Source organism: Arsenicicoccus cauae (genome assembly GCF_009707125.1).
GTDB lineage: Bacteria > Actinomycetota > Actinomycetes > Actinomycetales > Dermatophilaceae > Arsenicicoccus > Arsenicicoccus cauae.
On sequence record NZ_WLVL01000004.1, the window covers coordinates 17,077 to 29,173 of the forward strand.

General features: G+C 72.7%; 12 protein-coding genes. 6 read left to right on the forward strand and 6 right to left on the reverse strand.

Going from position 1 to position 12,097, the window contains the following annotated elements:
• Window positions 1-52: 52 nt before the first annotated feature.
• On the reverse strand, window positions 53-1,066 hold the full coding sequence (locus tag GGG17_RS01110) for a CNNM domain-containing protein (RefSeq protein WP_154591970.1): 1,014 nt from the start codon (window positions 1,064-1,066) through the stop codon (window positions 53-55).
• Window positions 1,063-2,562 carry a hemolysin family protein gene (locus tag GGG17_RS01115; protein WP_154591971.1) on the reverse strand — a complete coding sequence of 500 codons (1,500 nt, stop codon included), beginning with the start codon at window positions 2,560-2,562 and terminating at the stop codon, window positions 1,063-1,065. Before GGG17_RS01115 ends, GGG17_RS01110 begins: the two co-directional genes overlap by 4 nt.
• A 346-nt stretch (window positions 2,563-2,908) precedes the next feature.
• Here GGG17_RS01115 and GGG17_RS16760 point away from each other — a divergent pair, with 346 nt between their 5' ends.
• From GGG17_RS16760 to GGG17_RS01130, 3 genes are all read left to right on the forward strand, one after another.
• Window positions 2,909-3,043: a VOC family protein gene (locus GGG17_RS16760; RefSeq protein WP_283809722.1), complete on the forward strand. Its 135-nt coding sequence runs from the start codon at window positions 2,909-2,911 to the stop codon at window positions 3,041-3,043.
• Window positions 3,044-3,139: 96 nt separating this feature from the next.
• The gene (locus GGG17_RS01125) at window positions 3,140-3,526 is read left to right on the forward strand and encodes a DUF6394 family protein (RefSeq protein ID WP_311966335.1); all 387 of its coding nucleotides are present in this window, start codon (window positions 3,140-3,142) and stop codon (window positions 3,524-3,526) included.
• A gap of 65 nt (window positions 3,527-3,591) precedes the next feature.
• The gene (locus GGG17_RS01130; RefSeq protein ID WP_154591972.1) at window positions 3,592-5,331 is read left to right on the forward strand and encodes an NAD-binding protein; all 1,740 of its coding nucleotides are present in this window, start codon (window positions 3,592-3,594) and stop codon (window positions 5,329-5,331) included.
• Window positions 5,332-5,406: 75 nt separating this feature from the next.
• Here GGG17_RS01130 and GGG17_RS01135 read toward each other — a convergent pair whose 3' ends face one another.
• Window positions 5,407-6,078 (reverse strand): response regulator, encoded by a 672-nt coding sequence (locus tag GGG17_RS01135; protein ID WP_154591973.1) that lies wholly within the window; start codon window positions 6,076-6,078, stop codon window positions 5,407-5,409.
• The gene (locus GGG17_RS17025; protein ID WP_154591974.1) at window positions 6,075-7,268 is read right to left on the reverse strand and encodes a sensor histidine kinase; all 1,194 of its coding nucleotides are present in this window, start codon (window positions 7,266-7,268) and stop codon (window positions 6,075-6,077) included. Before GGG17_RS17025 ends, GGG17_RS01135 begins: the two co-directional genes overlap by 4 nt.
• 118 nt (window positions 7,269-7,386) lie before the next feature.
• Here GGG17_RS17025 and GGG17_RS01145 point away from each other — a divergent pair, with 118 nt between their 5' ends.
• Together GGG17_RS01145 and GGG17_RS16770 are read left to right on the forward strand one after the other, a co-directional pair.
• Window positions 7,387-8,097 (forward strand): GAP family protein, encoded by a 711-nt coding sequence (locus tag GGG17_RS01145; protein WP_154591975.1) that lies wholly within the window; start codon window positions 7,387-7,389, stop codon window positions 8,095-8,097.
• A gap of 139 nt (window positions 8,098-8,236) precedes the next feature.
• Complete coding sequence (locus GGG17_RS16770; RefSeq protein ID WP_154591976.1) at window positions 8,237-10,357, forward strand: glycosyltransferase family 39 protein; 2,121 nt, start codon at window positions 8,237-8,239, stop codon at window positions 10,355-10,357.
• A 65-nt stretch (window positions 10,358-10,422) separates the two neighbouring features.
• Here the strand turns inward: GGG17_RS16770 and GGG17_RS16775 are convergent, their stop codons facing one another.
• Both GGG17_RS16775 and GGG17_RS01160 read right to left on the reverse strand, forming a co-directional pair.
• The gene (locus GGG17_RS16775; RefSeq protein WP_283809723.1) at window positions 10,423-10,557 is read right to left on the reverse strand and encodes an SRPBCC family protein; all 135 of its coding nucleotides are present in this window, start codon (window positions 10,555-10,557) and stop codon (window positions 10,423-10,425) included.
• A 62-nt stretch (window positions 10,558-10,619) separates the two neighbouring features.
• Window positions 10,620-11,387 (reverse strand): VOC family protein, encoded by a 768-nt coding sequence (locus GGG17_RS01160; protein ID WP_195849072.1) that lies wholly within the window; start codon window positions 11,385-11,387, stop codon window positions 10,620-10,622.
• Window positions 11,388-11,459: 72 nt separating this feature from the next.
• Here GGG17_RS01160 and GGG17_RS01165 point away from each other — a divergent pair, with 72 nt between their 5' ends.
• Entirely contained in the window at window positions 11,460-12,086 is a 627-nt protein-coding gene (locus tag GGG17_RS01165; protein ID WP_154591978.1) for a TetR/AcrR family transcriptional regulator, read from the forward strand.
• Window positions 12,087-12,097: the final 11 nt, after the last annotated feature.

A 12,097-nucleotide genomic window follows, 5' to 3' on the forward strand; every position in this document is an offset into this window, starting at 1 on the left:
CCGTCTCAGGTGAGAGACGGGGGCCGAGCCATGCTTGCCGACCAGGCCACGGTCAGGCGTGCGCGCTGGTCTCGCGGGGGAAGAACCTCGGCAGGATGTCGCTCATGGTCACGACGCCGGCGAAGTCACCGCCGCGGTGCACCACGGCCAGCTGGGTCTGGGTCTCACGCATGATCGTGAACGCCTCGTGCAGCGGGGTGTCGGCCGCGACGGCCAGGGTGTCGCGGGCCAGCTCGCGCGCGGGCCGGTCCGCCGGCTCCCCGAACGTGTCGCGTACGTGCACGGTGCCGGCGACCCGACCCCCGTCGAGGAGCAGCACCCGCATGTGACCGTGCTCGACGGTCGCCGCCTGGACGTCCGCCACGGTGGCGTCGATCTCGACGGCGGTGGGCCGCCGACGGTGCTGGATGAGCTCGTCCATGGTGATCTCGCCCATGTCGAGAGCGTTGGTGATGGAGGCGCTGTAGGACGCCTCGAGGGTGCCCGCGTCCGCGGAGTGCTCGACGAGCTCGCGCAGGCCGTGCTGGTCCTGCACCTCCTCGACCTCGTCGACCGGCTCCACGCCGGTCCGGCGCACCAGCACGTTGGCGGCATGGTTGAGCGCCTTGAGGGCCGGGCGGGTGAGCCACAGGAAGCCCCGCATGGGCACGGCGAGCATGATCGCGGACCGCTCGGGATGGGCGATGGCCCACGACTTGGGGGCCATCTCACCCACGACCAGGTGGATGAAGGTCACGATGATCAGGGCGACCACGAAGGCCACGACGTCGGCCGCGCCGGTGGGCAGGCCGAGAGCCTCCAGGGGCCCCATCAGGGCGTGGTGGACGGCGGGCTTGGTGATGGCGCCGAGCGCCAGCGTGCACACCGTGATGCCCAGCTGCGACCCGGCGAGCAGCAGCGTCAGCTCCGAGGAGCTGCGCAGGGCGGCCCGCGCCGAGGCGGAGGTGGCAGCGGCGTCCTCGAGCCGGTGTCGCTTGGCGTTGATGAGCGAGAACTCCACGGCGACGAAGAAGGCGCTCAGCGCGATGATCGCGATGGTGACCAGGGTGGTGACGATCCAGCTCATCGGGACCCCTCCTCGGTCACGTTGGTGGCGCCGCCGCGGGCATCAGGCCGGCCGAGGCGGTCGTGCGGTGGCGGCTCGTGGCCGGATGCCGGGTCGTCGCCCGAGCTCTCACCCAGGTCGTCGCCCGAGCTCTCACCCAGGTCGTCGTCCGCGAGCTCGGTCTCGGTGAGCGTGAGCCGCACCCGCGAGGGGACGTAGCGCTCCACCGCCAACACCTCGACAGTGAGGACCTTGCGGCGGCCGTCGGCGAGGTGCACGAAGTCCTGACGCAGGGGCACCTCGATGAGGGTGCCGTCCTCGGGCAGGCCACCGACGTGGTCGATGACCAGGCCACCGATGGTCTCGAAGTCACCCTCCGGCAGGTCGACGCCGAGCGACCGCTCCACCTCGTCGATGTGGACGTCGCCCTCCATGACCCAGATCCCGTCCTCGGGGACGGGCGTGTAGGCCGGCTCCTCCGGGTCGTGCTCGTCGGTGATCTCCCCGACGATCTCCTCGGCCAGGTCCTCCATCGTGAGGATCCCGGTGAAGCCGCCGTACTCGTCGACGACGCAGGCGAGCTGCTCGCGGTGCTCGTCGAGCTCGCGCAGCGCGTCGGGCAGGCTCATCAGCTCGGGCACGACGAGGGGCTCGCGCATGATGTCCGAGCAGGGGGCGTCGTCAGCTCCTCGGTGCGCGAGCACGTCGACGAGGTGCACGACCCCGACGACGTCGTCCTCGTCCCCGATGACCGGGTAGCGCGTGTGCCCCGTGCGCATCTGCTCGCGAACCTCCGCGACCGTGGTCTCCGTGCGCAGGGAGTCGACCTGCGCACGCGGGATCATCGCGTGGGCCACGTCCTCGCCGGGGAAGTCCAGGATGCGGTCCACCATGATCGACAGCTCGTCCGGCAGGTCGCCGCTCTCGCGAGACAGCTCGACGACGTGCTGCAGGTCCCGCGCCGTGGCGGCGTGCTGCACGTCGTGGACCGGCTCGATGCGCAGCAGGCGCAGCAGCAGCTCGGCCGACTTGTCAAAGACCCAGATGACCGGTCCGAGGACGGTGAGGTAGATCGAGGTGGACCGCGTCAGCCACCCGGACACCTGGTCGGGGCGGGCGATCGCGTAGTTCTTGGGGAACAGCTCTCCGAAGAGCATCTGCACCACGGTCGAGAAGACGAGCGCGACGATCGCCCCAACGGTGATCGACAGAGCCACCGGGACACCAGTGTCGCCGAGCATGACGCCGATGGCCTGGCCGATCAGCGGCTCGGCCACGTAGCCGACGAGCAGCCCGGTGATGGTGATGCCCAGCTGGGCACCGGACAGCATGAACGAGGTGCGGCGGGTGATCTCGAGGGTCTTGCCGGCGAGCTCGTCACCGTTGCGGTGCCGCGCCCCGAGCCGGGACCGGTCCACCGCCATGAACGCGAACTCCTGCGCCACGAAATACCCCGTGGCCGCCGTGATCAGCAGCACGACCACCAGGCCGACGACGAGGGACAGCACCGGGCTCATCGCACCGCTCCGTCGTGCTCAGGTCCGCGCGAGGCGGTGTCAGGACTGCAGGGCTCGTCAGGCTGGCGAGGGTGCATGGGCCTTTCCGGGGGCTGAGGGGAGGGTGCGGGGCGGTGGGACAACGCCCGGCCGGCCCTCGGGGTTCCCCGGCGCCGGGGGAGGGCCGTCGGTATGTCGTACCCCACCGCCACCGACGGTAGCCGCCATGGCGGGGGGCGCCGTCATACGGCCGAGGGGCACCGGGCCGGATGGCGGTGCGCGCTCAGGCCAGGTGGCGGTGCTGCACGATTGGCTCGTCCGTCGCCGCGCCCGCCCCGAACCACTCGGTCACCCGCCGCGTGAACGCGTGCTCGAAGTCGTCGTCGAGGGCGGCCAGGTGACCCTGCCGCTAGATAGGCAGATGCGGGGCGACGAGTTCGGCATGGTCACCGACAAGTTCGGGGTCGCCTGGATGTGCAACATCAGCGGCAGCCAGGCCTGACCGGGCAGCGGGGAGGGTCGGCGCTCACAGATCGTTACGCGCCGCTGGGCGCCGGCAGCCCCCGTCGGCCGCGCCCGCGCGGGTAGCCTCGACAGCGTGAATCTCGAGAAGGTCATCTTCGGGTTCTTCGTGCTGCTGGCGGCCACGGTGAACTTCGGCTTCGTCGTGGGCGACCTCGACAACCCGGACCTGCACAACATCTGGGAGCTGTATGCCGCGATCGTGGTCAACGTCGTCGCGCTCGTGCTGAAGTTCGGCGACCGCACGCAGATCGGCGCGACCCACCTCGCCACCAGCCTGGTCGCGGTGCTGCAGCTGCTCGCCGCCGCCTCGCTCTACATCTACTTCACGTCCTCGCACGCCGAGCCCATCACCGGACCCGAGATCTCCAGCGTCGTCTCGCTGGCCTGCGGCGCTGCCCTCGCCAACTTCGTCTCGCTCGTGCTGCTCGTCGCCGAGACGGTGTCCTTCCGCCGCCGATGACCCCGGTTCCGTCATACGGTCCCGACCATGGCTGACCAGGGCGCGTCGCACGAGGAGGTGCGGGCATGACCAACCCGCTCCTGCTCTTCTTCGCCCGCCCCTCGACCCGCCAGCACGGCGTCCGCCGCCCGCGCGAGCGGGTCCGGGTCCCGACCGAGGTGCCCTCGACCGACGCGATCTTTCTCGTGCTGCGGCGCATGCGCACCCCGCTGGTCGTCCTCGTCGCGATCTTCTCGATCTCGGTGTTCGGGCTGGCGCTGATCCCCGGCCAGGACGGCACGCACGTGTCGCCGTTCGACGCCTTCTACTTCATCAGCTACACGGCGACGACGATCGGCTTCGGGGAGATCGTGCCGTTCACCGCGCCGCAACGCCTGTGGGTGACCCTGTCGATCTACGGCACCGTCGTCGGCTGGGCCTATGCCATCGGCACCCTGCTGTCGCTGCTGCAGGACGCCGCCTTCCGCGAGGCCGTCGCCACCCAGACCTTCCGGCGGCGGGTGCTGCGCATCAGGGAGCCCTTCTTCATCGTCGCGGGGTACGGCCAGTCGGGACGGGCGGTGTGCGCCGAGCTCGACGAGGCCGGACGCCGCATGGTCGTCATCGACAGCGACAAGGACCGGGTCGACAAGCTGTCCTCGGACCAGCTCAACGCCGACGTGCCCGGCATCGACGCCGACGCCTCCCTGCCCGGCGTCCTCGGGCTCGCGGGGCTGGGCCTGCCCAACTGCGAGGGCGTCATCGCGCTCACCGACGACGACGTGGTCAACCTTGCCGTCGTCATGTGCGTGGACCTGCTGCGCCCCGAGCTGCCCGTCCTCGCGCGCTGCCACAGCCGGGTCACCGAGGAGCGGATGCACGACTTCAGCGCGGCGGCGGTGATCAACCCCAGCGACCGCTTCGGGGGTTACCTGCTGCTGGCGATGCAGCGCCCCACGACCTTTCACCTCGTCTCATGGCTGATGAGCTCCACCGGGACGCCGCTGCAGGCGCGCCGCGAGGACAAGCACGACGGCCGGTGGATCGTCTCGGCGGAGGGACACTTCCGCGAGGAGATCTGCCACGACCTGTCCCGTGCCGGCCAGGAGGTCGAGTGGGTCGACCCGCGCGAGGGCTACCCCGACCTGGCGGGGGCGACGGGCTTCATCGCGGGCTCCGACAGCGACACGCTCAACCTCGCCATGGCCGAGCACGCCCGCCTCGTCGACCCCGAGATCTTCGTCGTCGTGCGGCAGCACTCCATCGAGCGGCGGGCCCTCGTGCGCGCGCTCGACATCGACAGCGTCTACACCCCGAGCGACCTGGTCGCCTCGGAGGTGCTGGCGCGGGTCGTCACGCCCACCTTCTGGCACTTCGTGGAGCACGCGCTCGGGCAGGACGAGGAGTGGGCGGCCGTCGCCCTCCAGCGCATCATCGACCGGTGCGGCCGCAAGGCCCCCGAGCGAGACCTGGTCACCATCGACCTGCGCAACGCGCCCGCCCTCACGCGCTGGGTGCAGTCGCGCGACTTCTCGCTGCGCGACCTGCTGCGCGACCCCGAGGACCGCAACCGCATGCTGGCGATCGTGCCGCTGGTGCTGGTGCGTGACGGCGTCGCCCAGCACATGCCCGACGAGGACACGCTGCTGCGCCCCGGCGACCAGGTGCTCGTCGCCGGACGCCTCGGTGCGCTCGCCGCCATGACGCCGGTGCTGCTGCAGGAGACCGCGGTCGAGCATGCCGCCACCGGGCGCGACGTGCCGGCCACGTGGGTCGGACGGGTCGTCACGCGCGCGGCCGAGCGTCGCCGCATCCGCCGATCCTGACTCCCTCGCCTCGCCTCTCAACGGGGGTTGCAGGGGTGAGTGGGCGGAGGTGGTGGTGGCTGTGCGCGGCGGGGGTCAGACACCGGCCTCGCGGGCGAGGATCGCGGCCTGCACGCGCGAGGTGCAGCCCAGCTTGGCCAGGACACGGGAGACGTGCGTCTTGGCGGTGGCCTCGCTGATGGTGAGGGCGTCCGCGATCTGCGCGTTGGAGAGGCCCCGGGCGATCACGGCGAGCACCTCGCGCTCGCGTTCGGTGAGGTCGTGGAGGCGGGCGCCGGGGTCGGCGCCCGCAGCGGCCTGCGGGATGGGCCTGCGTGCGTGTGGTCCCCCCGCCGCGGCGAAGCCGGCGATCACCTGACGCGTCACCTCGGGCGCCAGCACCGCCTCCCCGGCCGCGACGCGGCGGACGGCGTCGGCCAGCGGTCCCGCGCCGACCGTCTTGAGCAGGTAGCCGTCGGCGCCGGCCCGCAGCGCCCCCTCGACGTACTCGTCCACCTCGAAGCTTGTCAGCACCAGCACCCGGGACCACCCGCCCGCGACGATCTGCTCCGTCGCGGTCAGCCCGTCGACGCCGGGCATCCGGACGTCCATCAAGGTGACGTCGGGTCGCAGCGCCCGGGCCTGCGCGACCGCCACTGCGCCGTCGCCCGCCTCGCCGACCACCTCGAGGTCGCGGTGCGCGGACAGCAGCAGCCGCAGCCCGGATCGCACGGTCGCATGGTCGTCGGCGAGCAGCACGGTGATCATGGGGCTTCTCCTGCGGAGGGCAGCGGTATGACGGCGCGGACCCGCCACATCTCGGGGTCGACGCCCTGGTCCGGGCCGGCGTGCAGGCGCCCGCCCATCGCGGCGACCCGTTCGCGCATCGTGTGCAGACCGAGCCCCGACCCCTCCGGGGACACCGGGGAGGCCCCCACCGACACCACCTCCAGCTCGAGATCGTCGCGCGCCCGGATCCGGACGACGGCGGACCGCGAGGCCGAGTGGCGGCCCACGTTGTGCAGCGCCTCCTGAAGGACGCGATGGGCGGCCTGGCCCACGGCGGCGGGTAGCCCGGGCAGGGGGTCGGGGCTGACGTCGAGACGGACGGTCAGGCCCCGGGCGCGCGCCTGCGCGACCACCCCGTCGAGGTTGTGCAGCTGGGGCGACGAGGTCGCCGAGGCGTCGGGGCGCAGCACGCTCAGCATCGTCTGGAGCTCACCCATCGCCTCGCGCGAGGTGGCCCGCACGACACGCAGGGCCTCGACCCGCGCCGCCTCGCTCTGCAGGCCGGCCTCGGCGTGGATCGCGATGGCGGACAGGCTGCCGGAAAGGGCGTCGTGCAGGTCCCGCGCCATCTGCTCGCGCTCCGAGCGGCGTGCGTCGGCCTCGCGCAGCTCGGCCAGCCGGGCCTGGTCGGCGGCGCGCCGGCGCTCGGCCTCCGTCAGCTCGAGCTGCTTGCGGCTCGACGCGCCCCACCAGTACGACGTCCCGAACACGGCGAACACCGTCAGCCCCGCGGCCACCGCCGACCGCACGTCCCGCGTCGCGGCGAGGGTGCCCGCGCCGGCCAGCAGGACGGCACCCGCCACCACCCACTCCAGGTAGTCCACGACCGGGCGACGCCCGTGCAGCCCGGCGGCATACACGAGCTCGATGATCACGAGCAGCGAGCCGATGCTGCCCCCGAGCATCGCCTCGCCGAGGAAGACCGCGAGGCCCAGCGCCAGGCAGGTCATCGGCCGACGTCGCCGCCACGCCATCAGCACGCAGAGCACGATCAGCGGCACCGCGTGCCACCACCGGTTGACCGGCCCCGGCAGGCTGTCGCGCCAGATGTCGACGAGGTCGATCTGCAGGAGGAGCAGCCCCACCGCCGCCATGAGCAGCGGCCCGCGCACGTCCACGTCCACGTCTACGTCCACGTGGCATGGTGGCAGGTCGACGGTCTGGCTCACCGTGCCATTGCAGCACGCAGCGGCCCTTGCGGCATACGCCGAAGGATGTAGTCCCCGCCCGCCAGGATCGGCCAACCGGCCGACGCGCGCCGCACCCGGCGGGGCGCAGGGTCGAGCCATGACGCTCGCACTCCTCGGACCGCTGGTCCTGCTCGCCCTGATCGACGCGACGAGCTTCGGCACGCTGATGATCCCGCTGTGGTTGATGCTTGCGCCGGGGCGGATCCGCGCCACCCGGGTGCTGGTCTTCTTGGGGACGATCGCCACGTCCTACTGGGTGCTGGGGCTGCTGCTCAGCGCCGGCGCGGTGACCGTCCTCGACGACCTGTCGAGCTGGCTCGACACGGAGACCGGACGCCTGGTGCGCACGGTGGTCGGGGTGGGCCTGATCGCCATCGGCATCCTCCTCCCCGGCAACCGCCGGTCGAGGAGCGAGCGGGAGCGCGGCGGAGGTGCGCGCGTCAGCCGGTGGCGCGCCCGCGCGATGGGCGTCGACGCGTCCGGCGGGGGCACGGGTGCGCTGGTGGGGCTCGCGCTCGCCGCGGCGACCGTGGAGGCGGCGTCGATGCTGCCCTACCTCGCCGCGATCGGGATGCTCAGCACGGCCCCTCTGTCGATGGCGGGCCGCGGCGTCGTGCTGGTCGGCTACTGCCTCCTGATGATCGCGCCCGCGCTCGTGCTGCTCGCCCTGCGCCTCGGGCTCGGGACGCGCATCGAGCCAGCGCTGCAACGAATATCGGCGTGGATGGAGCGCCAGAGCGGCGAGACGGTCGCCTGGATCATCGCGATCGTGGGGGTGCTGGTCCTGCGCGGCGCCGTCTGGGGCTGAGCCTCCGGAGCGTCCACCCGGTCATGGCCGGCTCACAGGGAGCTCACCGGGTCGGGATAGTCCCGCCCCGCACAGTCGGTGGTGACCGAGGGCAGGCCGTATGACGGGCCGCCCACCGCCCCCACGCCAAGGACCGCACATGACCACGACCCCATCACTGCTACGACGGCGACGTTGGCCGCGCGCGGCGTCGGTGGCCGCACCCGGCGCCGAGACGGCGACCGGGGCGACCGCCTGGGCGCCGGACGGCATACCGCAGGGCTCGTCCACTGACCCGACCTCCCCCGCTGGCGACACCGTCACCGCCGGTTCCCCGCGGTCGGCCGAGGCCGCTCCCCGGTGGGCGCGGCCGGCGCTGTGGGGGCTGCTCGCGCTGACCGCCGCCCTCTACCTGTGGAACCTGTCGAGCAGCGGCTACGCCAACGAGTTCTACGCCGCCGCGGTGAAGTCCGGCACGCAGGACCTCACGGCCTGGGTGTTCGGCTCGCTCGACTCCGCCAACTCCATCACCGTGGACAAGCCGCCGGTGGCGCTGTGGCTGATGGTGCTGAGCTGCCGGATCTTCGGCTTCTCCAGCGTCGCGATGCTGCTGCCGCAGGCGCTCGCCGGCGTCGGGACCGTGGCGCTGACCGCTGCCTCCGTGCGGCGTGTGTCCGGGCACGTCGCCGGCCTGGTCGCGGGGCTGCTCGTCGCGCTGACCCCGGTGGCTGCGCTGATGTTCCGCTTCAACAACCCCGACGCGCTGCTCGTCCTGCTGATGACGGCCGCCGCGTACTTCGTGGTCCGCGCGATCGAGACGACCCGCGGCAGGGCGGCGCTGCGGTGGATGGTGGCGTGCGGCGCGGCGATCGGCCTCGCCTTCCTCACCAAGATGCTGCAGGGCCTGCTGGTCGTGCCGGCGTTCGCGCTGGCCTACCTGGTGGCCGCGCGGTTCCCGCTCCGGACCCGGGTGGTGCACCTGCTGGCCGCGGGCCTCGCAATGGTGGCGGGCGCCGGCTGGTTCGTCGCGCTCGTCTCGCTGTGGCCGGCGTCGTCGCGCCCGTACATCGGCGGCTCGACCAACGACACGCTGTGGGAGCTCGCGCTCGGCTACAACGGCCTGGGTCGGATCCTCGGCGGCGAGGGCAACGGCGGTGGCGGCGGTGGTGGTGGCGGGATGTTCGGCGGCGCCACAGGCATCACCCGGATGTTCGGCTCGGCCTTCGGCGCGGAGATCTCCTGGCTGCTGCCCACCGCGCTGGTCCTGCTCGTCGCGGGTCTCGTGGCGGCGGGTCGCGCGGCCCGCACGTCGACGGCCCGGGCCTCGCTGATCCTCTGGGGCGGCTGGCTGGTCGTGTCGGCGCTGATCCTGTCCTTCATGGAGGGCACGGTCCACCCCTACTACTCCGTCGCGCTCGCCCCGGCCGTCGCCGCCGTGATCGCCATCGGTGGTCGCCTCGCCTGGGACCGACGCTCCTCGCTGGCGTGGCGGGTCGTGCTCGGTGGCGCCGTCGCGCTGGCCGGGGTGTGGAGCGTCTATCTCCTGCACGTCCACGCCGACGCGTGGCTGCCGGCGCTGCGCTGGGTCGCCCTGGCGGTGACCGCCCTCGGAGTCATGGGCTTCGTGGCGCTGGGCGGTGAGCAGAGGTTCCGGCGGGCCGCGGCCGTGGCGCTGCTGGTCGGCTCGCTCGGTGGCCTCGCCGGCACCACCGCGTGGACGGTCGCGACCGTCGCGCAGGGTCACACGGGCTCGACGCCGTCGAGCGGACCGGCGGTCGCCGGCGCGTCGGGTCCGACGGGCGGTGCACCCAGTGGCACGGGCGGTGCTCCCGGTGGCACGGGCGGTGCGGTCGGACAGGCACCCACGGGCCAGGCGAGTCAGGCGGGCCAGGCGGGCCAGGCGGGTCAGCGCTCGACCTCGTCCGCGACCTCGTCCTCCACCGGCGACGTGACCACGCTCCTGCGGAGCGCCGGCACCACCTGGTCGGCCGCCGTCGTCGGCGACCAGACCGCTGCGGGCTACATCCTCAGCACCGACACCGCCGTCATGGCGATCGGCGGGTGGAGCGGCACGGACGCCAGCCCGACGCTCGCGGAGTTCCAGCAGTACGTCGCCGACGGGCAGATCCACTACTTCGTCGACGGCGGCCGCTCGGGCGGTCCCGGTGCCGGCGACAGCAGCTCGTCCGCCTCGCAGATCACCGCGTGGGTCAAGGCGCACTGGACGGCGACCACGGTGGGAGGCACCACGGTCTACGACCTCACCTCGGCGGCCGGCTGATCAGCCGTATGCCGCGCCGCCTGCCCTCACCACGCGTGGGGGCAGGCGGCCATGGATCGTGGGGGTCAGGCGAGGGAGGCGTAGGGCTCGGCGAGGTCCTGCACGTAGTCCTCGAACGGTGGTGCCTCGCGCCCCTCGATGGCGCAGACGAGGTGGTCGAGGTAGAACTCCCACCCCGGCCCGATGTCACCCAGGGACATCTCGGCCGGGATCTGCGTGTGGTGCAGGGTGATCGACGAGCCTTCCTCGCGCGTCGTGCACGTCAGGCCTGCGCGGGCATCGCGTCGGCGCCCTGGAAGAGGCCGAACGGCGCGCCTCCCGGCGTGGTCAGGTGCACGAACCGCCCGAAGGGGAGGTCCATCGGGCCCATCGTCACGGAGGCGCCGAGCGACTGCGCCCGCTCCGTCATGGCGTCGAGGTCCTCGACGAGCAGGTAGGAAACCCAGTGCGGGTCGTCGGTCTCGATGCAGGCGCCGATGGTGAAGTGGCCGTCGTCGCCGAGCCTGGCGAGCAGCACGCCGTCGCCCATGGGCTCAGTGGTGAAGCCGAACAGGTCGCGGTAGAACGCGGCGGACCGCTCGACGTCGCCGGTGAGGCAGTCCTGCCAGCAGGGGAAGCCGGGCTCGTCGACCGCGGCGTAGCCGACCACTCCCGTCGCCTGCCAGAACGCCACGGTGACGCCGCCCGGGTCGGTGACCACCGCCATGTGGCCGTGCTCGGGGATCTCGGTGGGACCGGCGACGCGCCGGGCGCCGAGCGACTCCGCCCTGGCGAGGGTCGCCCGGAGGTCGTCGGTGGCGAGGTAGAGCGTGGCCACGTCGTGCGCCGACCCGGGCATGGCGGGGCCGATGCCGAAGACATAGCGGTCGTCGCGGTGGACGACGGTGTAGCCGCCGAACTCCGGCGAGCCGTCGGGGATGCCGTAGCCGAGCAGGTCCCGGAAGAAGGCGGCGGTCGCGGGGACGTCCTCGACCCACAGGTCGAGCCAGGTGGGGGTGCCGGGGCTCTGGGGGGTGGTGCGTGCAGTCATGGCGTGTCTGTCCTCTCGTGATGTGAACGTCGTCCACATGTAGGATGTGAGCAGCGTATACATGGAGGTGCGATGCCCACAACCCCTCGCCGGGCCAGCTATCACCACGGGGACCTCAAGGCGACCCTGCTCCGCGAGGCGATCGACGTAGCCCGCACGGAAGGCCCTCACGCCGTCACGCTTCGCGACATCACGCGGCGGGCCGGGGTGTCCGTCAACGCCGCCTACCGGCACTTCGCCGACCGCCACGCGCTCATGATCACCGTCGCCGGGCACGGGCAGGGGCAGTCGGCGCGGGCCATGGAGCGCCGCATCACCGCCCTGCACGAGCCCACCGGCTGGGACCTGCTGCGCGCGGTGGGGCTCGGCTACATCGACTTCGCGCGGGCCGAGCCGGGCCTGTTCCAGGCGGCCTACCTCGAGCCCGTGGACCTGGCCCGCACCGAGGATCCGGATGCCTCCGGAGAGGGCGGTCGGACGCCATACCAGCTGTTGTCCGACGCCCTGGACCGCATGGTCGCGGACGGGACCCTCCCCCCCGAGCGTCGCCCGCACGCCGAGGTGCCGGCCTGGTCCGCGGTGCACGGGTTCGCGATGCTGGTCGTGCAGGGGCCGCTGCGGGAGCTGCCGCCGGAGGCCGTGGACGCCCTGTCGCACCGGGTGGTCGAGGCGATCATCGTGGGGATCAGGCAGGTATGACGGACCGCCCG